Origin of the sequence: Streptomyces sp. NBC_00576 (assembly GCF_036345175.1) — a bacterium.
In the GTDB taxonomy this organism is placed as follows: Bacteria; Actinomycetota; Actinomycetes; order Streptomycetales; family Streptomycetaceae; genus Streptomyces.
The window spans coordinates 5,029,590-5,055,877 of sequence record NZ_CP107780.1; the positions used below are offsets into that span (position 1 = coordinate 5,029,590).

25 protein-coding genes and 1 pseudogene are annotated in these 26,288 nt (G+C 70.0%); 15 read left to right on the top strand and 11 right to left on the bottom strand.

Annotated features, from left to right (window positions below):
- Positions 1 to 2 precede the first annotated feature (2 nt).
- The 8 genes from OG734_RS21550 to OG734_RS21580 all read right to left on the bottom strand — a co-directional run bounded on the left by OG734_RS21550 (position 3) and on the right by OG734_RS21580 (position 5,367).
- Positions 3 to 266 (bottom strand): DUF3099 domain-containing protein, encoded by a 264-nt coding sequence (locus tag OG734_RS21550; RefSeq protein WP_330289162.1) that lies wholly within the window; start codon positions 264 to 266, stop codon positions 3 to 5.
- Positions 267 to 342: 76 nt separating this feature from the next.
- Positions 343 to 630 (bottom strand): DUF1416 domain-containing protein, encoded by a 288-nt coding sequence (locus tag OG734_RS21555; RefSeq protein ID WP_055524959.1) that lies wholly within the window; start codon positions 628 to 630, stop codon positions 343 to 345.
- A 66-nt stretch (positions 631 to 696) separates the two neighbouring features.
- Complete coding sequence (locus OG734_RS21560; RefSeq protein ID WP_330289163.1) at positions 697 to 1,536, bottom strand: sulfurtransferase; 840 nt, start codon at positions 1,534 to 1,536, stop codon at positions 697 to 699.
- Between the two features lie 176 nt (positions 1,537 to 1,712).
- Positions 1,713 to 1,793 carry an Ms5788A family Cys-rich leader peptide gene (locus OG734_RS47980; protein ID WP_351335063.1) on the bottom strand — a complete coding sequence of 27 codons (81 nt, stop codon included), beginning with the start codon at positions 1,791 to 1,793 and terminating at the stop codon, positions 1,713 to 1,715.
- 266 nt (positions 1,794 to 2,059) lie between these two features.
- Positions 2,060 to 2,803 (bottom strand): LmeA family phospholipid-binding protein, encoded by a 744-nt coding sequence (locus OG734_RS21565; RefSeq protein ID WP_330289164.1) that lies wholly within the window; start codon positions 2,801 to 2,803, stop codon positions 2,060 to 2,062.
- A 250-nt stretch (positions 2,804 to 3,053) separates the two neighbouring features.
- On the bottom strand, positions 3,054 to 4,190 hold the full coding sequence (locus OG734_RS21570; protein ID WP_330289165.1) for a hypothetical protein: 1,137 nt from the start codon (positions 4,188 to 4,190) through the stop codon (positions 3,054 to 3,056).
- A gap of 10 nt (positions 4,191 to 4,200) precedes the next feature.
- Positions 4,201 to 4,455, bottom strand: a complete 255-nt coding sequence (locus OG734_RS21575) for a MoaD/ThiS family protein (RefSeq protein ID WP_235477113.1) — start codon at positions 4,453 to 4,455, stop codon at positions 4,201 to 4,203.
- Positions 4,456 to 4,503: 48 nt separating this feature from the next.
- Positions 4,504 to 5,367, bottom strand: a complete 864-nt coding sequence (locus OG734_RS21580) for an alpha/beta hydrolase (RefSeq protein ID WP_330289166.1) — start codon at positions 5,365 to 5,367, stop codon at positions 4,504 to 4,506.
- Between the two features lie 243 nt (positions 5,368 to 5,610).
- Here OG734_RS21580 and OG734_RS21585 point away from each other — a divergent pair, with 243 nt between their 5' ends.
- The 7 genes and pseudogenes from OG734_RS21585 to OG734_RS21615 form a co-directional block, all read left to right on the top strand.
- Positions 5,611 to 6,411, top strand: coding sequence for a response regulator transcription factor (locus tag OG734_RS21585; protein WP_330289167.1), 801 nt, complete (start codon positions 5,611 to 5,613; stop codon positions 6,409 to 6,411).
- A gap of 106 nt (positions 6,412 to 6,517) precedes the next feature.
- Positions 6,518 to 7,543, top strand: coding sequence for a LacI family DNA-binding transcriptional regulator (locus OG734_RS21590; RefSeq protein ID WP_330289168.1), 1,026 nt, complete (start codon positions 6,518 to 6,520; stop codon positions 7,541 to 7,543).
- Between the two features lie 131 nt (positions 7,544 to 7,674).
- Positions 7,675 to 8,805, top strand: a complete 1,131-nt coding sequence (locus OG734_RS21595) for a S1C family serine protease (protein ID WP_330289169.1) — start codon at positions 7,675 to 7,677, stop codon at positions 8,803 to 8,805.
- Between the two features lie 29 nt (positions 8,806 to 8,834).
- Positions 8,835 to 9,032, top strand: coding sequence for a hypothetical protein (locus OG734_RS21600; RefSeq protein ID WP_330289170.1), 198 nt, complete (start codon positions 8,835 to 8,837; stop codon positions 9,030 to 9,032).
- A gap of 103 nt (positions 9,033 to 9,135) precedes the next feature.
- Positions 9,136 to 9,873 carry a response regulator transcription factor gene (locus OG734_RS21605; RefSeq protein WP_330289171.1) on the top strand — a complete coding sequence of 246 codons (738 nt, stop codon included), beginning with the start codon at positions 9,136 to 9,138 and terminating at the stop codon, positions 9,871 to 9,873.
- The gene (locus OG734_RS21610) at positions 9,870 to 11,321 is read left to right on the top strand and encodes a HAMP domain-containing sensor histidine kinase (protein WP_330289172.1); all 1,452 of its coding nucleotides are present in this window, start codon (positions 9,870 to 9,872) and stop codon (positions 11,319 to 11,321) included. The genes OG734_RS21605 and OG734_RS21610 overlap by 4 nt, the downstream gene beginning before the upstream one ends.
- A 144-nt stretch (positions 11,322 to 11,465) precedes the next feature.
- A pseudogene (locus OG734_RS21615) lies at positions 11,466 to 11,683 on the top strand (hypothetical protein); the annotation flags it as partial.
- A 44-nt stretch (positions 11,684 to 11,727) separates the two neighbouring features.
- Here OG734_RS21615 and OG734_RS21620 read toward each other — a convergent pair.
- Positions 11,728 to 12,543: a maleylpyruvate isomerase family mycothiol-dependent enzyme gene (locus OG734_RS21620; RefSeq protein ID WP_443064890.1), complete on the bottom strand. Its 816-nt coding sequence runs from the start codon at positions 12,541 to 12,543 to the stop codon at positions 11,728 to 11,730.
- Between the two features lie 455 nt (positions 12,544 to 12,998).
- Positions 12,999 to 13,988, bottom strand: a complete 990-nt coding sequence (locus OG734_RS21625) for a helix-turn-helix transcriptional regulator (protein ID WP_330289174.1) — start codon at positions 13,986 to 13,988, stop codon at positions 12,999 to 13,001.
- Positions 13,989 to 14,111: 123 nt separating this feature from the next.
- Here OG734_RS21625 and OG734_RS21630 point away from each other — a divergent pair, with 123 nt between their 5' ends.
- The gene (locus tag OG734_RS21630) at positions 14,112 to 16,226 is read left to right on the top strand and encodes a pectinesterase family protein (protein WP_330289175.1); all 2,115 of its coding nucleotides are present in this window, start codon (positions 14,112 to 14,114) and stop codon (positions 16,224 to 16,226) included.
- 100 nt (positions 16,227 to 16,326) lie between these two features.
- Here the strand turns inward: OG734_RS21630 and OG734_RS21635 are convergent, their stop codons facing one another.
- A complete protein-coding gene (locus tag OG734_RS21635; protein WP_330289176.1) occupies positions 16,327 to 18,150 on the bottom strand; it encodes a bifunctional metallophosphatase/5'-nucleotidase in 1,824 nt (607 codons plus the stop codon).
- 189 nt (positions 18,151 to 18,339) lie between these two features.
- Here OG734_RS21635 and mshD point away from each other — a divergent pair, with 189 nt between their 5' ends.
- The 7 genes from mshD to OG734_RS21670 all read left to right on the top strand — a co-directional run bounded on the left by mshD (position 18,340) and on the right by OG734_RS21670 (position 26,280).
- Entirely contained in the window at positions 18,340 to 19,275 is a 936-nt protein-coding gene (gene mshD / locus OG734_RS21640; RefSeq protein WP_330289177.1) for a mycothiol synthase, read from the top strand.
- Positions 19,276 to 19,385: 110 nt separating this feature from the next.
- Complete coding sequence (locus OG734_RS21645) at positions 19,386 to 19,772, top strand: GntR family transcriptional regulator (protein WP_318324005.1); 387 nt, start codon at positions 19,386 to 19,388, stop codon at positions 19,770 to 19,772.
- An 11-nt stretch (positions 19,773 to 19,783) separates the two neighbouring features.
- Positions 19,784 to 20,656, top strand: a complete 873-nt coding sequence (locus OG734_RS21650; RefSeq protein WP_443065094.1) for an ABC transporter ATP-binding protein — start codon at positions 19,784 to 19,786, stop codon at positions 20,654 to 20,656.
- Positions 20,653 to 21,657, top strand: coding sequence for an ABC transporter permease (locus OG734_RS21655; protein ID WP_330289179.1), 1,005 nt, complete (start codon positions 20,653 to 20,655; stop codon positions 21,655 to 21,657). Before OG734_RS21650 ends, OG734_RS21655 begins: the two co-directional genes overlap by 4 nt.
- Complete coding sequence (locus tag OG734_RS21660) at positions 21,654 to 22,646, top strand: ABC transporter permease (protein WP_330289180.1); 993 nt, start codon at positions 21,654 to 21,656, stop codon at positions 22,644 to 22,646. Before OG734_RS21655 ends, OG734_RS21660 begins: the two co-directional genes overlap by 4 nt.
- Before the next feature lie 294 nt (positions 22,647 to 22,940).
- The gene (locus OG734_RS21665) at positions 22,941 to 25,172 is read left to right on the top strand and encodes an RNA degradosome polyphosphate kinase (RefSeq protein ID WP_330289181.1); all 2,232 of its coding nucleotides are present in this window, start codon (positions 22,941 to 22,943) and stop codon (positions 25,170 to 25,172) included.
- A complete protein-coding gene (locus tag OG734_RS21670; protein ID WP_330289182.1) occupies positions 25,153 to 26,280 on the top strand; it encodes a CHAD domain-containing protein in 1,128 nt (375 codons plus the stop codon). Before OG734_RS21665 ends, OG734_RS21670 begins: the two co-directional genes overlap by 20 nt.
- Positions 26,281 to 26,288 lie beyond the last annotated feature (8 nt).

Consider the following 26,288-nt stretch of genomic DNA (forward strand, 5'->3'; position numbering starts at 1 on the left):
GGCTACTGCTGCCGCCGTCTCTTGCCGTCCAGCTCGTCCCACCACTCGTCGGACTTCGGGTCGCCGGACGGGTCGTCCCACCAGCGGTCGTCCGGGCCCCGGCGGTTGGCGACCATCGCCGCCAGGGGCGGGATCACCATCGCCACCACACACATACCGACCGCCACCGGCACCGACCAGAGGCGTACGACCGCGCAGGCGAGGACGAAGAGTCCGATGCACGTTCCCATCATGGCGAAGTAGGCGTGGCGCCGTCGCGCGTACATACGTCCAGGGTAGGCCCGTACACGGCGATGGGCCGCGCCCCTGAGGGTGCGGCCCATCGTCGTGCTGCTGTTGCCGTCAGACGGCGATCGCGACCTCCGAGAGGCCGCCCGTCTGGGCGACGACCGTACGGTCCGCCGTGCCGCCCGGGACGAGGGCACGGACGGTCCAGGTGCCCTCGGCCGCGTAGAAGCGGAACTGTCCGGTCGCCGAGGTCGGGACCTCGGCGGTGAACTCGCCGGTCGAGTCGAGGAGGCGGACGTATCCGACCACCGGCTCGCCGTCGCGGGTCACCTGACCCTGGATCGTGGTCTCACCGGGCTTGATCGTCGAGGCGTCCGGGCCGCCGGCCTTCGCTCCACACATGTCTTTCTCCATCAAGAGGTCTGACCGGACGGAAGGAAGGCCGGTCGGGGTGAACGGGGGAGTCGCTTACTTGTTGGCGCCGAGCTCGATCGGAACGCCGACCAGGGAGCCGTACTCGGTCCAGGAGCCGTCGTAGTTCTTGACGTTCTCCACGCCGAGCAGCTCGTGCAGGACGAACCAGGTGAGCGCGGAACGCTCACCGATACGGCAGTACGCGATGGTGTCCTTGGCGAGGTCGACCTGCTCGTCGGCGTAGAGCTCCTTGAGCTCGTCGTCCGACTTGAAGGTGCCGTCGTCGTTGGCGTTCTTCGACCACGGGATGTTGCGGGCGGACGGGACGTGGCCCGGGCGCTGCGACTGCTCCTGCGGGAGGTGGGCGGGGGCGAGCAGCTTGCCGCTGAACTCGTCGGGCGAGCGGACGTCGACCAGGTTCTGCGAGCCGATGGCCGCCACGACGTCGTCGCGGAAGGCGCGGATCGACTTGTTCTGCGGCTTGGCCTTGTAGTCGGTGGCGGCCCGCTCGGGGACCTCCTCGACCAGCTCGCGGGCGTCCAATTCCCACTTCTTGCGGCCGCCGTCGAGCAGCTTGACGCTGTCGTGGCCGTACAGCTTGAAGTACCAGTAGGCGTACGAGGCGAACCAGTTGTTGTTGCCGCCGTAGAGGACCACGAGGGTGTCGTTGCCGATGCCCTTCGCCGAGAGGAGCTTCTCGAAGCCCTCCTCGTCGATGAAGTCGCGGCGGACCGGGTCCTGAAGATCCTTGGTCCAGTCGATCCGGATGGCGTTGCGGATGTGGTTCTTCTCGTAGGCGGACGTGTCCTCGTCCACCTCGACGATGGCGATGTCGGCATTGTCGAGGTTGGCCTCGACCCAGTCGGCATCGACCAGGACGTCGCTGCGGCTCATGCTGTTTCTCCTCCGGGGCAGTTGCGGCGGGGTGGTGCGTAAGCAGAGGGGTACGTACGTGTCGGTCGTACCCGGTCGTGTGCGGTCAGGCCTGCTGCGACGCGCGCACGAGGGCCCTGGGACAGGGCGCCGGGGGACGCGGGAGGGATGCGCTGCTGGACGCCGCGCGCTCCCGCTCAGAAAGGGCGACAGAGCATGGCGGCGACGCGGCACAGGTCTACTGCCCGCCGCTTCGTGAGGTCCGCCTGTCGCTGCATAGCGTCGATCGTAGGGACGGATTGCCGGGGATGTCACCGGCGTGTCGCATGATGAGATGCGATCGTCCACAATGTGGGACGCGGGAGGGGGTGAGGCGGATATTGGCGGGGTGCGGGCGAGGAGGGTGGGGGGTGCGTCCGTCGTCACATCTGCGGTACGGACGGAAGCGTCTCGCCAGTTGGACGCCCGGGCTGGGCTCGGCCTCTACGCTTGGGCTCTGGGGTTGAGGCTTGGGCCCTGCGCGCGGTCTCGGCCCTGACGCGTCCTACCCCGCCAGGCTGACGTTCGAACCCTTCACCGTGATGTCCACACCGGTCTTCGCCGCCTCGACCGAGTCCAGCTTGATGCCGCCGGGCAGGCCCTCGATCTTCTGTTCGAAGTCCGTCACCGCGCGCATCCTGCCGTCGGCGAGGTCGATGCCCAGGTTGGGCAGGGAGTCCGCCTTCACCTTCACCGTGTCGCCGTCGACCGTGACCGTACTGAGGACGGACACCGGCTGCGCCAGCTTCTTGCCGGCCACCGTTGCCTCGACCTCGACCTTGATCTTGCCGTTGCCGCCGTCCGACAGGCCCACGACCGTGGCGGTCACACCCGGGATCACTTCCACGGGCCCCGACTCGGTCGACTTGGCCGCCTTCAGCAGCTCGGCGTACGTGATGGTCGCGCTGCCGGTGGCGGTGGCCGCGGTGGCGGAGCTGTAGTCGCCGGTGAACTCGACGTCGCGCATCTGGGCGTTCAGGTCGTCGATGCGGATGTTCTGGCCCGAGGTTCCGGTGGCGGCCTCGTAGTCCTTGATGCCGACCTTGACGTCGTCCAGTTCGCCGCCGGCGACCTGGGTGAGGAAGGGGAAGCCGTTGATCGACACGTCCGGGGTGGTGGCCAGACCCTCGCTGGTCCTGAGGCGGTCCGCGACCTCGTCCTCCGCGAATCCGACGGCGACGCGGTCGGCGATCACGAAGAGTCCGCCGAGGATCACGGCGACGATGAGGAGTATTCGGAGTGCACGCATGTTCGCGACGGTACCTGGGGGGTGGCTCCGCCAGGGGTGGGGTGGGTGTGGTTGTAGATCGCTTGTGACAGGCCGGGCGGTTTCTCGCCCCCGCCGCCCCTACCCGTCCCATCCAATTCCTGGGGGCTGCGCCCCCAGACCCCCCAACGGCCCTGAACGGGCCTCGTCCTCAAACTCCCCCAGAGGGGGGACCCCCAGACGGGCTGAAAGTGCGGGCCGGCGCCGAGGGGGCAGGTGGGAAACACACCCCTCAGACCAACGCCCGCCCCACCAGATACACCGCCGGTGCAGCCGCCGCCAACGGCAACGCCACCCCCGCCGTGAAGTGCACGAACCTCGACGGGTAGTCGTAGCTCGCCACCCGGTGCCCGACGAGCGCACAGACCCCCGCCGCCACCCCCAGCAACGCGCCCTCGCTCCCCAGCTCCGTCATCCCCCCGACCGCGATCCCGGCCCCCGCAGCCGCCAGCAGGGCAACCCCCACCGACGCCGCCGTCGGCAACGGCAACGCGCGGGCGAGAACGGCCACGGCGACCGCGGCCGCCCCGACGGTCACCGCGTCCGGATCCGCCGCGAGGTGCCCCGCCGCGATGATCGCCAGCGCCGCCGAGGCGATCGTCGCCATCAGCCCGTACATCCGGGTGTCCGGGTCCGCGTGGGACCGGAGTTGCAGGACCAGGGTCAGCAGCACCCAGACCCCGAGCGTCCCCAGGATCGCCGCCGGCGCGTTCTCGCGCCCCGCCGCCAGCAGCGCGACGTCCGCCGTCAGCGCGCCCGCGAAGGCGAGGGCGATGCCCTGCCGGGCGGGCCACATACCGTTCAGCCGGAACCAGCCGGCCGCCGTGACCGCCTGCAGGATCACCAGCGGCACGACCAGCGCGTACGAGCCGATGGCCGCCGTACCGGACATGAGCAGCCCCAGCACCGCCGTGAGGGCGGCGGGCTGCAGCCCGGGCTCGATGATCGGCGAACGTCCCTCGAGCCTGGCCCGCTGCGCATCGGTGATACGAGCGTTGCCGGCGACCGTGGCGGGCCCGTACCCGGCGTCCGCCGCACCGGCCTCGTGCCCCTGCGACGGCAGGTACGGAGTCCCCGGCGCCTCCGCCACCGCGGCAGGAGCCGCCGGGGCCGCCGGAGGCGTCGTCACCGGGGCCTGCATCTGCGTCTCCCAGGTCTGCCCCTGCCACTGCTGCGTGTACTGCTGGGCCTGCGCGTCGTCGTACGCCTGCTGCTGCCCGGGCCAGGCCTGGGCCTGCGGCTGCTGTTGCTGTTGCTGATACGGGTCGTACCCCTGGTCCTGGTTCTGGCTCTGGTTCTGGTACGAATCGCCGTACTGCCCGTCGTACTGCCCGTCGTCCTGCTGCCCATACGGCTGCTGGTTGCTCATAGCGCTGCGCTCACCCTCCTGCGAACGGCGGGAGCACCTCGACCGTGCCGCCCTCGGCCAGCCGTACCGTCTCATGTTCGCGGGTGCCCACGGGGTCACCGTCGATGAGGAACGAGCATCGGCGCAGGACGCGGACGAGTTCGCCGGGGTGTCGCTCGCGGACCTCGTCGAGCGCCTCCGCGAGGGTGGCCGCGTCGTACGGCTCCTCGGCGACCCCGGCCGCGGCCTTCGCGGCGGCCCAGTAGCGCACCGTGACCTTTGGCATCTGCCTGTTCTCTGCTTCCTCGATCGATCGGCTGTGACACCGCCCAGGCTAGCCCGCGCGTGCGACAGCCCAGTCCCCGATACGGCGCAACAGCTCATCGCCCGCCGCATGCTCCGCATGCCCCATCCCCGGCTCCAGCCACAGTTCGCCCGCGTCGCCGGCCGCTGCCGCGAGCATTCGGGGATGGTCCACCGGGAAGTAGCCGTCCCGGTCGCCGTGCACGATCAGCAGCGGGGTCGGTGCTATCCGCGGTACAGCCTCCACCGGAGACAGCGGCACCGGGTCCCAGTCCCGGTGGTGGATCCGCGTCCGGAGTCCGTAGCGGCCCACCAGGCGGCCCTCGGGACGGGTGATCAGCCAGTGCACGCGCCGCATGGGGGCCGTACCCCGGTAGTACCAACGGGCCGGCGCACTCACCGAAACCACCACGTCCGACGCCGCCCCCGTGCGCCCCCCGCGCTGCGGTCCGTAAAGGGCCGCGTGCCGCAGGACCACCGAGCCACCCATCGAGAAGCCGACCGTGGCGACCCGGGTGTGCCCGAGGTCACGTGCCCAGCGGACCGCGGCGGCCAGATCGAGGACCTCCCGGTCGCCGACCGTCGAGCGTCCGCCCGACGCCCCGTGCCCCCGGAAGGAGAACGTCAGCACGGCCCCGTACTGCGCGAACGCCTCCGCCACCCGTCGAACGTGCGGCCGGTCCACATCCCCCGTAAAACCGTGCGCGACGACGAACGCCAGATGATCGGAAGGTGGCGCCGAGGCGTCGTATACAACGCCTCCCGGCTCGTATACGGCATCGATCGTCACCCCGTCGTCGGTGGTCAGAAACCTCCTCAGAGGGGTGCGACCGGCCGTCTCAGAGTTCGGGACGACGAAAGATCGCGTCACATCACCTGCCGGACCAGTGCACATGTGGGCTATTCTGCTTGGCAGAGGACTCGGGCAGCGCAGCCCCCGAGTCCTTTTGTGCTTTCGGCGGCGCTGTATACGAAGCGGGATACGAGCGGAACGCTCCAGAAACCGCAGGTGTACAGCACATAGATCGCACAGCAGTGCCGCAAACGTCCTCGCAGGGACCGAGGAGGAACCAGACGTTATGGGCGAGCGAACCGTGCACGACCGTATGGCGACAACTATCCGGGTAGGTGGGACGCGATGAGTTCACTTCTCCTCCTGACCAATGCCCTCCAGCCGTCGACGGAGGTACTCCCCGCTCTCGGCCTGCTGCTGCACAACGTGCGCGTGGCTCCGGCTGAGGGACCCGCTCTCGTCGACACCCCAGGTGCCGACGTCATCCTGATCGACGGCCGACGCGATCTGCCTCAGGTGCGCAGCCTGTGCCAGCTCCTTCGCTCCACCGGGCCCGGCTGTCCTCTCATCCTCGTCGTCACCGAGGGCGGCCTCGCGGCCGTCACCGCCGACTGGGGTATCGACGACGTTCTGCTGGACACCGCCGGTCCGGCGGAGGTGGAGGCTCGTCTCCGCCTGGCCATGGGCCGGCAGCAGATCGTCAACGACGACTCCCCCATGGAGATCCGCAACGGCGACCTCTCGGTCGACGAGGCGACGTACAGCGCGAAGCTGAAGGGCCGGGTCCTCGACCTCACCTTCAAGGAGTTCGAGCTCCTGAAGTACCTCGCCCAGCACCCGGGCCGCGTCTTCACGCGCGCGCAGCTCCTCCAGGAGGTCTGGGGCTACGACTACTTCGGTGGCACCCGTACGGTCGACGTGCACGTACGTCGGCTGCGCGCGAAGCTCGGCCCCGAGCACGAGTCGCTGATCGGGACCGTCCGGAACGTCGGTTATCGATTCGTTACGCCGGAGAAGGGCGAGCGCGCGACCGACGAGGCGAAGGCCAAGGCCGCCCTCGCGAAGTCGGACGATGCGGGCGTTACGGGCGATACGGCGGCCCTGGACGCCGTCGCGGAGTCCTCCGAGGTCACCGCCGAGGCGTGACCGGCGGTAGCCGGGTGACGGCGCACGGCATGGTCCACGCTCCGGGCGGGTAGAACGAACGCCTTACGCCCTGCCCAGAGCGGGTCCATCCGCGTAGACTCCGCGCGTGGCCAAGGTGACTAGGGATGACGTAGCTCGACTGGCGGGGACCTCCACCGCCGTCGTCAGCTATGTCATCAACAACGGACCCCGGCCGGTTGCCCCGGCCACGCGCGAGCGTGTCCTCGCCGCTATCAAGGAACTGAGTTACCGGCCCGACCGAGTCGCCCAGGCGATGGCGTCGCGGCGCACGGACCTCATAGGCCTGATCGTGCCGGACGCGCGCCAGCCCTTCTTCGGGGAGATGGCGCACGCGGTCGAACAGGCCGCGTCCGAGCGCGGAAAAATGGTGCTGGTCGGCAACTCCGACTACATCGCCGAGCGCGAGGTCCACTATCTGCGGGCCTTCCTCGGTATGCGGGTCTCCGGGCTGATCCTGGTCAGCCACGCCCTCAACGACAACGCGGCGGCGGAGATCGAGGCCTGGGACGCCCGGGTCGTCCTCCTCCACGAGCGCCCCGAGGCGATAGACGACGTCGCCGTCGTCACGGACGACCTCGGCGGCGCCTACCTCGCCGTCCGCCACCTGCTGGAGCACGGCTACGAGTACGTGGCCTGTATCGGCGGCATCGCCGAGACCCCGGCGGTCGGCGACCCGGTCTCCGACCACGTCCAGGGCTGGCGGCGCGCGATGGACGAGGCCGGCATCTCCACCGAGGGCCGTCTCTTCGAGGTCCTCTACAACCGGTACGACGCCTACAAGGCCGCCCTGGAAATCCTCGCCGACCCGGCCACCCGCCCCCCGGCCGTCTTCTGCTCCACCGACGACCAGGCGATCGGCCTGCTGCGCGCGGCGCGCGAACTGCGTATCGACGTGCCCGGCGAGCTGGCGGTGGCCGGCTTCGACGACATCAAGGAAGCGGCCCTGGCGGACCCGCCCCTCACCACCGTCGCCTCCGACCGCCCGGGCATGGCCCGCGCGGCCGTCGACCTGGTCCTCGACGACGGGGTACGGGTGGCGGGCGCGCGCCGCGAACGGCTGAAGCAGTTCCCGTCGCGGTTGGTGACTCGGCGTTCCTGCGGCTGCGAGTAGGAGCCGGTACTGCGGGGCCCGCACGTCTTTGTACGGGGCCCGCACGTCTTTATATCGGGCGTACGAGCTTCTGCCGGGCTTCTCAGGGAGCACTCAGCCAGCTCTCATGCTGGGGCGCCAAGCTCTGTTCCATGACCGAGAGCTTCCGCCGCAGCGGCGAGTACGAGAACTCCCCCGAGAACTCCTACGAGTCCTCCACCCAGAGCTCCCCCGTGAACCCGGAGTGGCCGCCCCCGCCGGCGTACCAGCCGCCGACGGTCCAGCAGCCCGCGTACCAGACCACGCAGGCCACGTACGAGCAGCCCGCAGCCGCTCCCGCGGCCACCGCCACCCTCCCCGCGGAGGCTCCGGCCCCGGAGAGTACGCCCCCCGCCGGGCGCAGGAAGCGCGCCAAGGGCCCCTTCGCCCTCCTCGCCGCCGTGGCGATCGTCGCCGCGGCGATAGGCGGCGGCACGGCGTACGGCATCCAGGAGCTGACCAACTCGGACTCCGCCGTCACCTCCAGCAGCACCAGCACCAACGTGGTGCCGTCGAGCGCCAAGGGCACGGTCGCCGGGGTCGCCTCGGCGGTCAGCCCGAGCATCGTCGAGATCAACGCGACCTCGAACGCCGGTTCGTCGACCGGTTCCGGCGTGATCATCACGACCGACGGCGAGATCATCACCAACAACCACGTCATCTCCGGCGCCTCGTCGATCAAGGTGTCGACGAGCGACGGCAAGACGTACACCGCGAAGGTCGTCGGCGCCGACAGCAAGAAGGACCTGGCCCTCATCAAGCTGGACAACGCCTCCGGTCTGAAGACGGCGACCCTCGGCGACTCCGCCGGCGTCCAGGTCGGCGACCAGGTCGTGGCCATCGGCTCCCCCGAGGGCCTGACCGGCACGGTCACCAGCGGCATCGTGTCCGCCCTCAACCGTGACGTCACCGTCGCCACGGAGGAGGGCCAGGGCCAGCAGCAACAGCAGGGCGGTGGCAGCGGCGGCGGGTGGCCGTTCGAGTTCGGCGGCCAGGAGTTCAACGGCGACACCGGCTCGTCCACGACGACGTACAAGGCCCTCCAGACGGACGCGTCCCTCAACCCCGGCAACTCCGGCGGCGCGCTCATCGACATGAACGGCAACATCGTCGGCATCAACTCCGCGATGTACTCGGCGAGTTCGTCCTCGTCGGACGCGGGCAGCGCGGGTCTCGGCTTCGCCATCCCGATCAACACCGTCAAGTCCGACCTGGCGACGCTGCGCTCGGGCTCCACCACCTGACGCACGAGAAACAGAGACAGGGGTACGTCATGATCAAGCAGGTTTCGCACAAGCTGACCGTCGGTACGGCGGACACGGGCCCGGCCGCCCTGGACCTCGCCCTCGGCGTGGCCAACGCCCTGCACCCGCCGACGGCGACGACCAGGCCCCCGGAGGTCGCGACGGTCACGCGTACGACGGCCACCCGCAGGGCAACGACACGCAGTCGCCGTCCCGCACTCAGCTGATCCCTTCCACCGCTGATCCTTTTTCGCCGCAGCAGACCGGAAACGTGCGAGGCTGAAGAAGCCCGGCACGTCCCCCCGCACCGCACCCGAGGAATCCACGACCATGAGCCCCGCCGAAGGCGACCGCGACATCCAGCGCATCCTGATCGTCGACGACGAGCCGGCAGTGCGCGAAGCACTCCAGCGCAGCCTCGCCTTCGAGGGATACGACACGGAGGTCGCGGTCGACGGCGCGGACGCCCTGGAGAAGGCGACCGCGTACCAGCCCGACCTGGTCGTCCTGGACATCCAGATGCCGAGGATGGACGGCCTGACGGCGGCCCGACGTATGCGCGGAGCCGGCACGACCACGCCCATCCTGATGCTGACGGCCCGGGACACGGTCGGCGACCGGGTGACGGGCCTGGACGCGGGCGCGGACGACTACCTGGTCAAGCCCTTCGAGCTGGACGAACTCTTCGCCCGGGTACGAGCCCTGCTGCGCCGCAGCTCCTTCGCGGCAGCCGCGGTGGCGGGCAGCCTCCCGGAGGACGAGGCCCTGACCTTCGCCGACCTGCGCATGGACCTCGCGACGCGCGAGGTGACCCGCGGCAGCCGGGCGGTGGAACTGACCCGCACGGAGTTCACCCTCCTGGAGATGTTCCTGGCCCACCCTCGCCAGGTCCTCACCCGTGAGCAGATCCTGAAGGCGGTCTGGGGCTTCGACTTCGAACCCTCCTCCAACTCCCTCGACGTGTACGTCATGTACCTCCGCCGCAAGACAGAGGCGGGCGGCGAGCCGCGCCTCGTCCACACGGTGCGGGGTGTGGGGTATGTGCTGCGCCAGGGCGGCGCGGAATGAGCAGATTGGTACGCCGGTACCGGTCCCTGCCGATCCGGTCCCGGCTGGCGCTGCTGGTCGCGGCGGCGGTGGCGTTCGCGGTGGCGGCGGTTTCGGTGACGTGCTGGTTCATCGTGCAGGGGAAGTTGTACGACCAGGTCGACCAGGACCTGCAGAAGTCGCTGAGCATGCCGCGGCTTCAGGATCAGTCCCAGTCCGCGGTCAACAACTGCACCCAGCAGACCTCGCAGGACCTCGGCAACGGACCCCGGAACACCTACTTCGAGGTGGTCACGGAGGAGGGGAAGGCCTGCGTCCTTCCGTACTCCGCCGGCACAGTCAAGGTCACCCAGGGCGACAAGGACCTGATCAAGAAGGGGAACACCACTCGGGGCACGTACCGCAACGGCACCGACTCGGAAAGCGACGACGTACGGGTCCTCGTTCTGCCCATGTTCACGATTACAGATCCGAACACGCAGACCACCTCCAACGCCGGTCTGCTCGTCGCCCTCCCCCTGAAGAACACCCAGTCCACACTCAATGACCTCGCCCTCCTGCTCCTCCTTGTCTCCGGCATCGGAGTCGTAGGCGCCGGGGCCGCAGGCCTGGCCGTGGCCCGCGCGGGTCTGCGCCCGGTCGACAAGCTCACCGAGGCCGTCGAACACGTCGCCCGTACCGAGGACCTGAGCATCCGCATCCCCGTGGACGAGGAGAGCGACGACGAGATCGCCCGCCTCTCCCACTCCTTCAACTCGATGACCTCAGCCCTCGCCAACTCCCGTGAGCTGCAACAGCAGTTGATCGCGGACGCGGGCCACGAACTCCGCACCCCCCTCACTTCATTGCGCACCAACATCGAGTTGCTGACCCGCAGCGAGGAGACGGGCCGCCCGATTCCCGAGGCGGACCGCAAGGCGCTGCTCGCCTCGGTGAAGGCCCAGATGACCGAACTGGCCGCCCTGATAGGCGACTTGCAGGAACTGTCCCGCTCGGAGGGCCAGCGGGGCGAACGCGTCCAGGTGGTCTCCCTGGAGGACACCGTGGAGTCGGCCCTGCGCCGAGCCCGCCTGCGCGGCCCCGAACTGACGATCACGGCGGACATCCAGCCCTGGTTCGTCCGGGCGGAGCCCTCCGCCCTGGAGCGAGCGTTGGTCAACATCCTGGACAACGCGGTGAAGTTCAGCCCCGAGGGCGGCACGATCGAGGTGCAGCTCGCGGCCGGTGTCCTCACGGTCCGCGACCACGGGCCCGGTATCCCCGCCGACGAGATCCCCCACGTCTTCGACCGCTTCTGGCGCTCCCCGAGCGCACGGGCGTTGCCCGGTTCCGGCCTGGGCCTGTCGATCGTCGCCCGCACGGTCCAACAGGCGGGCGGCGAGGTCACGTTGGCACGCGCGTCGGGTGGCGGCACGGTGGCTACCGTACGGCTGCCGGGGGCACCGGTGCCGCCGCCGGAGACGGCTTAGGAGCATGCGGGTGCCGCCGCTCACTGACCGGGTTCCAGCCGCCTCGCAGCGCAGCGAATTCCGGCGTGCCGGGCGACGGCTTCGCGCAGCGCCTTCGGGGTCCGCTCCGGCATCGAGGGTATGTCCGGTACGGCCCCCTCGGAGCGAACGGGCAGCGCCGAGACGGCGGGCGGGTACGGGCCGCTGGAGGCGCTGGCCCGCAACAAGGTCAATGTGAAGAACGTTCTCACGGCATGGCCGGACATGCTGCGGGTGGCCCGCTCCCTGGGCGGATTGCCAAGACCCTCCACCGGGACGGGATGGAGGACCAGCTCGGCTCACTCGGCCTGGTCCTGAACGCCGTGGCGCTTTGGACGACCCGCTAGCGGCATGCCCCAGGGCGTACGAGGTGGCGCATCGTCACGTCCTACTCATCCGGGTCCCAGGCGCTGAGCTGGTCGAAGAGACGTCGGTCGCCGTCGAGCTCCAGGGAGTCGAACGGGATACGGTCGTACAGGCTGAGGACCAGCTCGCCGGCCGTGCCCCGAGCGGAGGCGGAGGCGGAGGCGGAGGCGGAGGCGGCGGCCGGGTCATGGCCGGCAGCGGTGGCCGATATGGTGCCGGGCCCGGGGAGACGGGCGGTCCGTGCGCCGTCGGCGGAGAGCGAGAGGCGCCAGGAGCGGCCCTCGGAGGCGTGGAAGTCGACGGCAGCGGGCTTGTGTGGCCAGGCACTTGTCGTTGCGACGCAGGTGGACAGGAACTCGTCGACACCGTCGAGGGCCACCTCGGCCGGCAGCGGCTGCGGGGCACCCACGGTGATCTGGGCGTCGTAGGTGTGCACCGCGAACTGCTGGAGCTGGTGCCGAGCTACGGCACGGGAGGTCTGCGGCGACTGCGACGTCTCCCACCACGTCCAGCAACCGCGATCCGGGCCGGCCTTCCGCAATGCGTCCAGCAGTTGCGCCGTGGACTCCGCCAACCAGGCCAGCAGGGCCTCGCGCTCCCGAGGCGCAGCCGGGGCGCCCTCCGCTGCGGACTTGGCCGGAGCAGGCCCTGCGGCGACGGTGGCGGCCCAGTCGCGGCGCCCCTCGCCGATGTGCTGCGCCAGATCGAACAGCGTCCACTCCGGGCAGGTCGGCACCTGTACGTCGAGGCTGGGCGCGGAGGCGACCGCGGCGCGGAAGGCAGTCGACCGTTCGTCGATCAGTCGCAGCAGAACGGGGAACTCGAGTGTCATTGTCACCCGGAATCTCTACCACTGCGTTCCGACAATCGGACAGCGATTTTCACAGCCGCCATCGCGGGCGGACCCTCACCACCGCGGAGAAATGATGGAGGACCTCTCCGCCGCCGACCGTGCGTCACACACGGTCATGGCCATAAATGTTCATCTGTGAGAGTCCTGCGACAGGCCTTGGAGTAACCGCGTTGCCGCAGATCACCGTTCGCGAAAATCCGCTCAGAACCCGCGCGTTGTGCGAGGCGGACGTCCTGCGGATCGCGGTCAGCCGGGGTGGGCGGAGCCCGATGGACCCGGCGGAGTGGTGATACCGGGTTTCCTCGGTCGCGAAGCCGAGCAGCGGCTCCGCTTCGCGACCGAGATTTCCCCCGTTGCGGAATCAACAATGCCGGTCAGGCGCCCTGTTGTCGTTGGCAGTCGGTCCACAGTTTCTTGGCGCTGCGTCTACTTCCGGCCTGTTACCGCCCGAACTCGAACAGCGCCTGTTGCCTGTACTCCTTGGGGGACATCCCGTACTCCGCGCGGAAAGCCCGCGTGAAGTCGGACGGGCGCGGATACCCCCAGCGGGCGGCGATGACGTGGATCGGCGTGCAGCGCAGCGAGCCGTTCGCGAGGTCGCGGTGGGCGTTCTCCAGGCGTCGGCGGCGGATCCAGGTCGCGACCGGTTCGCCCTGTGTCTGCTGCTGGAAGATGCGGTGCAGGTAGCTGAGCGAGATGTTGTGGGCGGCGGCGATCACCGGCGGTGCCAGTTCGGAGTCGTGGAGGTTCTGCCGGATGAAGTCCTGGACGTGCTTTGCCGTGGCCCGCCCCCGGGTCTCCGGCGACAACGCGGACTCCGCTTCCAGCAGCTGCGCGAACCAGGCCGACATGAGGTCGAGGACGACCGTGCCCAGGCGGGGCGCGTCGGACGGCTGAAGCGTGCCGATCTGCCGGTTCAGCCCGACGACGAACTCCGCCAGGAGCGCGCCGACGCCGTCGCGCCCCGGCAGGTTCAGGCCCAGCAACTCCCGTACGCGGTGCGGCGGCAGGGGCAGCAGCGCCTTGGGGAAGTCCACGGCCATCCCCGTGACGATCCCGCCCTGCCGGTCGTCCGCCGACCTGACGTCGTACGGCTGCGAACTGTCGGCCAGGTGCAGGTCACGTGAGGTGAACGTGCTGGCCTGCCCGGCGTGGTCGAGCGCCAGTCCGCCGTCGAGCAGCAGGGTCAGGTGATAGAACTCGGGGTCCTCCTGGCGCACCATTTTCGGGGTCCGCCGGTAGCGCGTCGGCATGAACGACATCTGGCTCACGACCACCGGTCCCAGTTCCAGCAGTCGCTGCTCCGCCCAGAAGTCGGCGGCGTGCTCGCTGACGAGTGCGCTGGAGCGCGTCCGGCCGACCAGTTCCTGCCAGTAGTCGAACCTGTCCGGCGCAGGTACGTCCTCCGTACGGAACACCGTCCCGATCATTCCGCTTCCCCTCCGGTTCCCGATCTTCGTCTCGTCAGCACGGCAACCTTTCCTTCCTCAGCTGCGACAGCCAACTGACGTGGTTCTCCCTCCAGTTAACCCCTCACTTGATCGGAAGCAGCCGTGAGCGAAACCCGCAGCAAGCCCCGTACCCCTCGTCGTCACCGCCGGCGCAAGACCGCTCTGCTCGCCGGGATCCCGCTGGCCCTCACCTCCGCCGGAGCCATGGCCTACGGCGGTGTCTTCGGCGTGTTCGGTCAGGACGCGCAGCCCAAGGCGGCCGCCGCGGCTGCCACGACCTCCGCGCTCGCCGGTGTCACCGACGTTGCCAACGGCTTCGCGTCGGTCAACGCCCTTGGTCAGAACGGGACTTACGGTGGCCGGGACGGCCAGACCGTCACCGTGAAGACGCTCGCCGACCTGGAGAAGTACGCGACCGCGTCCGAGCCGTACATCATCGTCGTCGCGGCGACCATCAACATGAACCCGGTCGGCAAGGAGATCAAGGTCGCCTCCGACAAGACCATCATCGGGGCGGGAACTTCCGGGCACATCGTCGGTGGTGGGTTCTTCCTCGGTACCGGGGTCCACAACGTCATCATCCGGAATCTCACCATCCGGGACGCGTACCAGGGCATCTGGAACGACAAGGAGCACGACTTCGACGCCATCCAGATGGACGGCGCGCATCACGTGTGGATCGACCACAACGACCTGCGGCACATGGCCGACGGGCTGATCGACAGCCGCAAGGACACCACCTACCTGACCGTGTCCTGGAACAAGCTGAGCCAGGAGAACAAGGCGTTCGGCATCGGCTGGACCGAGAACACCACCGCCGACATCACGATCCACCACAACTGGATCCGCGAGACCGAGCAGCGCAACCCGTCCACCGACAACGTGGCCCACGCGCACCTCTACAACAACTACCTGGAGGACGAGGCCGGGACCACCATCAAGTCCTCGTACGGCAATTACTCGCGCGGCAAGACCAACATGGTGCTGGAGAACTCCTACTTCCAGGGCATGACCAACCCCGTCGTACGGGACGCCACCGCCACCCTCGTCCAGCGCGGCAACGTCTTCGCGGGGACCAGTGGCAAGAACGAGAGCGGGGGATCGGGCGCGGCCTGGGACCCGAAGACCTACTACACCTACACGCTCGACAAAGCCGCCGACGTGCCCGCTCTCCTCAAGTCCGGTGTAGGGCCGCGTAGTTCGGTGGCCAAGGCGACCACCGCTACCACCGCTACCACCACAAGTACAACGGCCGCCGCCGCGACCACGCTCACCGTCGCCGCTGACGGCTCCGGCCAGTACCGGACCGTGCAGGCCGCCGTGAACGCCGTACCCGCGAACAACGCCTCCCGGGTGGTCATCTCCGTCAAGCCGGGCACGTACCGCGAGCTGGTCAAGGTCCCGTCGAACAAGCCGCACGTCACCATCCAGGGCAGTGGCGGCAGCCGCAAGGACACCACGATCGTCTACAACAACGCGTCCGGTACGCCGAAGCCCGACGGCTCCGGCACGTACGGCACCGGCGGCAGCGCCACGGTCGCCGTCGACGGGGACGACTTCCAGGCCCGCAACCTGACCATCTCCAACGACTTCGACGAGGCCGCGCACCAGGACATCGCCAACCAGGCGGTCGCCCTGCGCACCTCCGCCGACAAGGTGTTCCTCGACGGCGTCATCGTCAGCGGCGACCAGGACACCCTGCTGGTGGACACCGCGTCCAAGGACAAGCTGGGGCGCGTCTACATCACCAACTCCTATGTCATCGGCAACACCGACTTCATCTTCGGCCGGGCCACCGCCGTGATCGACAAGTCCGTCATCACGCTGAAGAAGCGCTGGAACGGCACCTCGGCCGGCTATGTCACGGCCCCCAGCACCGCCGCGAACCGCAAGGGCATCCTGATCGCCAACTCGACGGTGAACGGTGACGTCTCCGACCGCAGCTTCTACCTCGGCCGCCCCTGGCACGCGGGCGGCGACGCGAGCCTCGACCCGCAGACCACCATCCGCAACACGACCCTGAGCGCCGCGATCAGGACCACCCCCTGGACCGACATGAGCGGCTTCTCCTGGAAGGACGACCGCTTCGCCGAGTACCAGAACAAGGGCGCGGGCTCGGGCGCCGCGAGCACCGACCGCCCGCAGCTGACCGACGCCCAGGCCACGGGCCAGGAGGTCGCCGACTGGCTGGGCGACTGGACGCCGACGGCCGGCTGACCGGACAGGGCATCACAGAGGGCCCGAGGCGACATGCCTTGGGCCCTCTGGGATACAACCGCTAGCGCACCGCTACCGCACTGCTAGCGCACCACTACCGCTACTGAACGATCGTGATCCGCTTGGCCGCCGGCGGCGCGATCGGTGTCGTAGCCGTGGAGTTGGCGGTCAGGTAGTCCGCCAGCACCGCGAGGTCGTCCGCGCCGACCAGGTCGTTCGTGCCCTGGCCCAGCGTCGGGAAGCCGTCGCCGCCGCCCGCGAGGAAGTTGTTCGTCGCGACGCGGTAGGAGGCGGCCGGGTCGATCGCCGCACCGTTCAGCCTGACCGAGTCGGCGACCAGGCGCGCGGCGCCGGCCTTCGTCAGGTCAAGGGTGTAGGTGAGCCCCGACGACACCTGGAGCACCTTCGGCGAGGCCGCGTTCGTGCCGCTCACCTGCTCCTGGAGTACGGAGATCAGCTGGGCGCCGGTGAAGTTCTGGAGGTTCACCGTGTTGGAGAACGGCTGGACGGTGAAGCCCTCGGCGTAGGTGACGACACCGTCGCCCTCGGCGCCCTTCGCCGCGAAGGTGAGCCCCGCGCGGATACCGCCCGGGTTCATCAGCGCGAGGTCGGTCTCCGGGTCGAGCTTCTTGCCGTACGCCAGTTGCGAGTCGGCGATGAGGTCGCCCATCGGGGACTCGGTGCCGGTGTTGTTGATGTCGCCGGAGATGTAGCCGATCGCGCGGTTGCCGATGGGCGCCGCGAGGGTGTTCCAGCGGGCGATCAGGTCGGTCATGTCCGGGGCCTTGGCGACGGTCCGGGTGACCACGTGGTTCGCGGAGCGGACGGCCGTACGGGCGATGTCACCCGTCTTGCGGTCGTACGTCAGCGTGGTGTCCGTGTAGAGGCGGCCGAAGGACGCGGCCGAGGTGACCGTGCGCGGCTTGCCCGACGGGTCCGGGATCGTGCACGCGTACGCGGCGTGCGTGTGGCCGGTGACCAGCGCGTCGACCTTCGGGGTGATGTTCTTCGCGATGTCGACGATCGGCCCGGAGATGCCGGAGCCGCCGCCCGCCGCGTTGCAGTCGTAGTTGTAGGCCGACGAGGCCGGGAGGCCGCCCTCGTGGATCAGCGCGACGACCGACTTGACGCCCTGCTTCTCCAGCTCCTTGGCGTACTTGTTGATCGTCTCGACCTCGTCCTTGAACTTGAGGCCCTTCACGCCCTCGGCGGAGACGACGCCCGGGGTGTCCTCAAGGGTCACGCCGATGAAGCCGATCTTGACGCCGTTCTTCTTCCACACCCAGTAGGGCTTGAGGATCGGCTTCTTGGTCTTCTCGTCGAGCACGTTCGCCGCGAGGTAGGGGAAGTCCGCCCCCTTGAACTTCTTGCCCTTGACGTAGCAGCCGTCGGTCGGGTGGCAGCCGCCCTTCTGCAGGCGGCCCAGTTCCTTGGCGCCCTCGTCGAACTCGTGGTTGCCGACCGAGGTGACGTCGAGGTCGAGGCCGTTGAGCGCCTCGATGGTGGGCTCGTCGTGGAAGAGGCCCGAGATCAGCGGGGAGGCACCGACCATGTCGCCGCCGGCCGCCGTGATCGAGTACGGGTTGTCCCCGCGCGCCTCGCGCAGGTGCGTGGCGAGGTACTCGACACCGCCCGCGTCGATCGTCTTCGTCGTGCCGTCGGCCTGGATCTCGGTGACCCGGCCGGAGGAGCCGGACGGCGGCTCCAGGTTGCCGTGCAGGTCGTTGAAGGACAGCAGCTGCACGTCCTGGTAGCGGCTCGGCTTGCTCTGGCCCTTACCGGCGGGCTTGTACGAGCTGTCGCCGGCGCTGGCCGGAAGAGCGGCGGCGGCGAGTGCGCCGACCGTGACGATGCCGGCGGCGCCGGCGAGCAGCGCGTGCGTACGGCGTCTGCGGCGGTGGTACGGCTGGGGTGTGGCTGGCATGTGCCCCCCTGAAGTAAGAAGCAAGTACGGGGTAAGAAGCAGGTGCGACGTAAGAAGACCGTGAGAATTCAGTCCCGTCCCGGCGCAGCCTAGGGTCAACGCGCGTAGCGCGACAGGGGTTCAGGGTTACGGAACGGTTGCCTCCCCGGGAGATTCGCCATGAATCGGGCAGGCCTTACCCTCATAGCCATGACCAGCGACGACACCGCGCCCCTTGCCCCCCCCGGCCTGTCTCGTTCCATCGACACCCTGGCCACCCTCACCCCCGAGCAGGCCGACGCAGTCCTCGCACTGCTCGCGGACGCCGCCCGGACCGACGGCCAGCAGGCGGTGTCCGAGCAGGGACGGCTCCAACTGCGCGGGGGCGCCCGCCAGGGCGTGTCGCACTTCCTCCTGACCGCCGGCGGTGAACTCGTCGGCTACGCACAGCTGGAGGACACCGACCCGGTCGAGGCCCCGGCCGCCGAGCTGGTCGTCCACCCGGCCCACCGCGGTCACGGTCACGGGCGCGCCCTCGGTTCGGCCCTGCTGGCCGCCTCCGGCAAGCGGCTGCGCGTGTGGGCGCACGGCGGCCACTCCGCCGCCCGGCATCTGGCCCAGGTCCTCGGCCTGACCCTCTTCCGCGAACTGCGCCAGCTGCGCCGGCCGTTGACCGACCTGGAGCTGCCCGAGCCGAAGCTCCCGGAAGACGTGACGGTACGGACCTTCCTCCCCGGCGAGGACGACGCGGCCTGGCTCGCCGTGAACGCCGCCGCCTTCGCCCACCACCCCGAACAGGGCTCCCTCACCCAGCGCGACCTCGACGACCGCAAGGCCGAGGCCTGGTTCGACCCGGAGGGCTTCTTCCTCGCCTTCCGCGAGGGCGAACTCATCGGCTTCCACTGGACGAAGACGCACGCGGCGGAGCGCCTCGGCGAGGTGTACGTCATCGGTCTGCGCCCCGGGGCCCAGGGCGGCGGCCTCGGCCGGGCGCTCACGACGATCGGCCTGCGCCATCTGGCCCAGCGCGGGCTGCCCACGGCGATGCTGTACGTCGACGCGGACAACACGGCGGCGGTGAGCCTGTACGAGCGACTCGGCTTCGAGACCCACGAGACGGACCTCATGTACCGAACAGAGTCGTAGCACGCGGGTACGCGCGGGCAGTCGTCGGACGAGGGGGCGGTGATCTTGACACCGCCCCCTCTCTTGGTCCACCCTTTCACTACTCAATTAGTGAAAGGGTGGTTGTACGAGTGGTCGAGTACCGCATCGACAGACGCACCGGCGTCGCCACCTATCTGCAGATCGTCCAGCAGACCAAACAGGCCCTACGTCTGGGCCTGTTGGAACCCGGCGACAAGCTGCCCACGGCCCGTGAGGTCGTGGAGGCCACCGCCATCAATCCGAACACCGTCCTGAAGGCCTACCGCGAGCTGGAGCGCGAAGGCCTGGTCGAGGCGCGGCGAGGCCTCGGCACGTTCGTCCGCAAGTCGCTGGGGGCCGCCCCGGCGGACTCCCCCTTCGGGGCCGAACTGGCCGACTGGGCCGGCCGGGCCCGCGCGGCCGGACTCGAACGGGACGACGTGGCGGCGCTGTTCACTTCCGTACTCGACACGCATTTCAAGGGGGACCAAGGATGAGCGACACCGCCATGGAGGCGGCCGGACTGGGCAAGCGGTTCGGCCGGAAGGGCTGGGCGCTGCGCGAGTGCACGTTCCGGCTGCCGGCCGGGCGCGTCTGCGCGGTCGTCGGGCCCAACGGCGCCGGCAAGTCGACGCTGCTGGCCCACGCGGCCGGGCTGCTCAGGCCCACCGAGGGCACGCTCACCGTCCTCGGCACCAGCCCGGCGGAGGCGCGTGAACGCATGGCGTACGTCGCCCAGGACAAGCCCCTGCACCCCCAGCTCACCGTCGCGGACACCCTCCGCCTGGGCCGGGAGCTCAACCCACGGCGCTGGGACGCGGCCGTCGCCGAGGGCGTCGTCGCGGACGGCGCCCTCGACCCCGACGCCAAGATCCGCACCCTCTCCGGCGGCCAGCGCACCCGGGTCGCACTCGCCCTCGCCCTCGGCAAGCGCCCCGAACTGCTGCTCCTGGACGAGCCGATGGCCGACCTCGACCCGCTCGCCCGGCACGAGCTGATGGGCACCCTGATGGCCGACGCCGCCGACAACGGCACCACGGTTGTCATGTCCTCGCACGTTGTCGCCGAGCTGGAGGGCTCCTGCGACCACGTCCTCCTCCTGGGCGCCGGCCAGGTCCGCCTCGCCGGCCCGCTGGACGACCTGCTCGGCGCCCACGCCCTGGTCACCGGCCCGGCCGCCGACCTCGACGGCCACACGGTGATCGAGTCCCGTACGACGGGCCGCCAGACCACCGCCCTCATCCGCTCCGGGGGCCGCCTCGCCGGCACCTGGCAGAGCGCCACCCCCACCCTGGAGGAACTGGTCCTCGCCCACCTCCGCTCCCCCGCGGCACCGGCGCTGCACATCGACGAAGCCGAGTCGGCGGAGGCCGCCGTATGACCGCCACCGCACTCGCGGCACCCAAGCAACCCGCGAAGCAGCGCACCCGCCGTCTCCACGGCCTCCCCTGGACCCTGCTGCGCGTGCACCGCTCCGCACTCTGGTTCTGGCTGTTGTACGTCACCGTGACCGCCGGCGTGATCCTGTGGACGTACGGGCCGGGCGCGGACTCGGCCCTGGCGGAACTGGCCAGGTCGGGCTGCGGTGACGGCACTCCGAACCTCGGCTGCGACATGGCGAGCGCGAACATGAGCCGCTGGGACACGGGCATGGCCCTCGGCAGCGGTCTCATGGCCGTCGCCCCGTTCCTGACCGCCGCTTGGGCGGGCGGCGCGCTCATCGGCCGTGAGCTGGAGAACGGCACCGCACAGCTGGCCTGGACACAGTCCGTGTCCCCGGCGCGCTGGCTGGCCGGCAAGCTCGCGGTACCGGCCGTACTGATCGTCACCGGCACTCTCCTCCTCACCGTCCTGCACCGCATGATGTGGACGTCCCACCCCGAACTGGCGCGCTGGTACGGCAGTTGGAACTGGTACGACCCCCAGATCTTCAACGCCAACGGCATCTCCGCCACCGCCTACGCCCTGCTCGGCCTGGCCCTCGGCGTCCTCGCGGGCATGATCGCGCGCCGCTCGCTGCCCGGGCTGGGCATCGGAATCGTCGGCATCGGCATCGTCGTACAGCAGTTCCAGTCCCTGCGCCCACACCTGTGGCCGGCCGAGACCCGGAAGAGCCCCATCGGGTTCGAGGCCCCCGACGGCATGATCGTCGGCAAGGGCTCCTACACCTCCACCGGCGCCCGCATCCCCGACCTGCTCTGCGGCGACAGCACCGCGTGCGTCACCCGCAACGACGTCGCCGGCGTCTACCTCGACTTCCACCCCGTCTCCCACTTCTGGCCCCTCCAGCTCATGGAGACCGGCCTCCTCCTCGCCCTCGCGGCGGTGGCCGCACTGGCCGCGTTCGTCCTCCTCAAGCGCCGCACGGGAGCCACCCGATGACCACGACCACCGCACGCACGGCCCCCGCGAGACCGCGGCGCACCCTCGCCCTCCCGGGCCTCGTCCGGGCCACCCTCCGCCTGCACCGCTGGGCCCTCTGGTTCTTGCTGCTGCTGGTCGCCGTGGCCGCCGGGGCGACGCTGTGGATATACGGCTGGGGGACCGACGCGGCCTTCACCGAGTTCGTCCGCAGGGGCTGCGTCGACGCGGTCACCGGCGACAGCTGCGACTTCGCCGGCCCTGCGTACACCCGCTACGACACCGCCGAGGACATCAGCGGCGGCCTCATCAACTTGCTACCGCTGCTCGCGGCCCTCTGGGCGGGCGCCGCGCTCATCGGCCGCGAGCTGGAGAACGGCACGGCCCAGCTGGCCTGGACCCAGTCCGTGTCCCCGGCCCGCTGGCTCGCCGCCCAGCTCGCCGTACCGGCCGTACTGATCACCGCGGGCACCCTCCTCCTCGCTCTCCTGCACCACCTGGCGTGGGGCGCGCACGCCGAGCTGTTCCGCGGGAGGGGGCCCCGGCAGTGGCATGACAACAGCAACTACTTCGCGAACGGCGCCCTCGTCCCCGCGTACGCCCTGCTCGGCCTTGCGGTCGGCGCCCTGATGGGACTGCTCGTACGACGGTCCATGGCCGCTCTCGGCACCACCTTCTTCGCCTTCCTGACCCTTGAGTTCGTGATCTCGTTGCTGCGTCCGTACCTGTGGCCGGTCGAGACCCTGACCAGCAAGAACGGCTACCCGGACTACATCGGCATGGTCGTCGACGACGGCGCCCTGACCTCCACCGGGAAGCACATCACCGACCCGATCTGCGTCGCCGACACCCAGTGCCTCGCCCGCCACGACGTCGTCGGCTACTACCGCGACTACCACCCGTCCTCCCACTTCTGGCCCCTCCAGCTCATGGAGACCGGCCTGGTCCTCGCCCTCGCCGCCGCCGCGACGGCCGCCGCCTTCTGGCTGCTGCGCCGCCGCACGGTCTGAGGCCCGGCGCACGGTCTCAGCGCCGCCGCGCCGACCCGGGTATGCCCCTTCCACCGGGGAGAAGGGGCATACCCGCCCCCCGCGAGCCGCCCGCCGATATCCCGCACGTCATGTCCCCGTAACCAGTGATTCAGCCAGGCTTGCAAGGCTCACCCAATGACGCCCGCCGTGCCTGAGTCTTCACCGCCCCCAGAGGGCGCCAACGGGACCGGAGCGGCCCAGTCCGCCCCCGCCGCGCTCACACCCGCGCGTTCCGACGCGCCTGTACCGGCCCGGGCGCGGAACAATGGGGTCATGAGCCAGCCAAACGCCCAGTCGCAGGTCCAGCACGCGCAGCCGTCCGTCGGTTCTCTGACGTCCCACCGCCCGCACACAGTGTCGGCCGTGGTCTCCGACCTGGAACCCGACATCGACGCCGACCTCGACGAGTACGAGGAGGCCCCCTACGACGGCGAGCTGCTGCCGCAGGGCCGCTTCCTCGACCGGGAGCGCAGCTGGCTCGCGTTCAACGAGCGGGTGCTCGAACTGGCCGAGGATCCCGACACCCCCCTTCTCGAACGGGCTAACTTCCTGGCGATCTTCGCCAGCAACCTGGACGAGTTCTTCATGGTCCGGGTGGCCGGCCTGAAGCGCCGCATAGCCACCGGTGTGGCCACCCGTTCCGCGTCCGGCCTCCAGCCCCGCGAGGTCCTGGAGATGATCTGGGCCCGCTCCCGCGAGCTCATGGCCCGGCACGCCGCCTGCTACCAGGAGGACGTGGCCCCGGCGCTCGCCGAGGAGGGCGTGCACCTGGTCCGCTGGAGCGAGCTGACGGAGAAGGAGCAGGCCCGCCTGTTCACCCTCTTCCGCCACCAGATCTTCCCGGTCCTCACCCCGCTGGCCGTCGACCCGGCGCACCCCTTCCCGTACATCTCGGGCCTCTCCCTGAACCTCGCGGTGATCGTCCGCAACCCGGTGAGCGGACACCGCCACTTCGCGCGCGTGAAGGTACCGCCGCTGCTGTCCCGCTTCCTGGAGGCCTCCCCGAGCCGGTACGTGCCCCTCGAGGACGTCATCGCCGCGCACCTCGAAGAGCTGTTCCCCGGCATGGAGGTCCTGGAGCACCACGCCTTCCGCCTCACCCGCAACGAGGATCTGGAGGTCGAGGAGGACGACGCCGAGAACCTCCTGCAGGCCCTGGAGAAGGAACTGATGCGGCGCCGCTTCGGGCCGCCGGTGCGCCTGGAGGTCGAGGAGTCCATCGACCGGTACGTCCTCGACATGCTGGTACGGGAGTTGAAGATCACCGAGGCCGAGGTGTACCCGCTGCCGGGTCCGCTGGACCTCACCGGCCTCTTCGGTATCTCCTCCCTCGACCGGCCCGAGCTGAAGTTCCCCAAGTTCATCGCCGGCACCCACCGCGACCTGGCCGAGGTCGAGTCGTCGTCCGCGCCGGACATCTTCGCCGCCCTGCGCGAACGGGACGTCCTCCTCCACCACCCGTACGACAGCTTCTCCACCTCCGTCCAGGCCTTCCTGGAGCAGGCGGCGCTCGACGACGACGTCCTCGCCATCAAGCAGACCCTGTACCGGACCTCGGGCGACTCCCCGATCGTGGACGCCCTCATCGAGGCCGCCGAGGCCGGCAAGCAGGTCCTCGTGCTCGTCGAGATCAAGGCCCGCTTCGACGAGCAGGCGAACATCAAGTGGGCACGGAAGCTGGAGGAGTCCGGCTGCCACGTCGTGTACGGGCTCGTCGGCCTGAAGACCCACTGCAAGCTGTCCCTGGTGGTCCGGCAGGAGGGCGACACGCTGCGCCGCTACTCCCATGTCGGCACCGGCAACTACCACCCCAAGACGGCCCGCCTGTACGAGGACCTGGGCCTCCTGACAGCCGACCAGCAGGTGGGCGCGGACCTCTCGGACCTGTTCAACCGCCTGTCCGGCTACTCCCGCCGCGAGACCTACCGACGCCTCCTGGTGGCCCCCAAGTCCCTGCGGGACGGCCTGATCTCGCGGATCAACAAGGAGGTCCAGCACCACCGTGCCGGACGCCCCGCGTATGTCCGTATCAAGGTCAACTCGATGGTGGACGAGGCGCTCATCGACTCGCTGTACCGCGCCTCCCAGGCAGGCGTCCCGTGCGACATCTGGGTCCGCGGCATCTGCGCCGTACGGCCCGGAGTCCCCGGCCTCTCCGAGAACATCAAGGTCCGTTCCGTCCTCGGCCGCTTCCTCGAACACTCCCGGCTCTTCGCCTTCGGCAACGGCGGCGAGCCCGAGGTGTGGTTCGGCAGCGCCGACATGATGCACCGCAACCTCGACCGCCGCATCGAGGCACTCGTCAGGGTCACGGACCCGGCCCACCGGGCCGCGCTCAGCCGAATGCTGGAAACCGGCATGTCCGACCTCACCCAGTCCTGGCACCTGGGCCCGGACGGCGAGTGGACCCGGCACGCGACGGACTCCGAGGGCCATCCGCTGCGGCACGTCCAGGAGATGCTCATAGACGCCCGGAGGCGCAGGCGTGGCCCAGCAACACCTTGACCCGACCGACCCCACGACGGCCGGCCCCGTGACGGCGGACGCCCTGGCGGACTACCTACGGGCGCAGGCGACGGAGTTCCTCCGCGCCCTGCGCCTGCACAGGGAGACCGGCCCGGGCTCCGCCTCCCCCGGGCAGGAGCCCGGGAACGCGGCCCGCGCCCTGCACCACGCGGCCCGCCGCATCACGGGCACCCTCCACACCTTCCGCCCCCTCCTGGACCCCACCTGGTCGGAGGCGATGCACCCCGAACTGGCCTGGCTCTCGGGCACCCTGGCCAGGGAACACGCCTACGCGGCCCGCCAGGAACGCCTGCTACTGGCCCTGCAGCGCCTGTCGGGGGCGGCACCTTTCCCGACGCAACCAGCTGTGGACAGTCGAACCCGCCCAGCTGTGGGCAGTCGTTCCGCTGGGGCGGATCCCGTCCCACTGAAAGCGGAACCCGGCACCGCCGGCCCCCAGTCCCACCCGGCGCCCCCGGACCGCAGCAACCTGACAGTAGGTGCAGCGAAAGCAGGCGCCCTGCTGGAACGCCAACTGACCCTGGCCCGCACCCGAGCCCACTCGGCAGCCCTGCAGGCCCTCGGCTCAAGCCGCTTCCACGCGGTGGCCGACAACGTCGCGGTCCTCGCCAGCGAAGTCCCCCTCACCCCCACCGCCACCACCGCCGATCTACGCCCCCTGGCCACCGCGGCCCACGACCGCCTCTGCGACGCCGTGACCGCCCTCCCCCTCCTCACCGCCGGCCACCCCTACAACGCCGAGGCCCTCGTCCACGGCCTCTCCCCCGACCCGGCCCCCCACCCCCAGGACGCCCCCTGGCACCACGTACGCCTCCTCCTGCGCCTGCGCCGCTACGCCCACGAGGTCCTGGAGGGCGACGAAGCCCGCGTCGACGTACGGATGCTGACGGCCGGCACGGCACTCAACCGGCACCGGGACGCGTCCGAGGCCGCCGCGGCGGCGGCAGCGGCGGCCCGCACCCCACGCATCGCCCCGGCGACGGCGTACGCACTCGGCGTGCTCCACGCCGACCAGCGCCACGAGGTCGAGGCGGCACGGTTCGCGTTCCAGCAGTCCTGGGAGAAGAAGGCGATGAGTACGAGGTGACGTCCGCC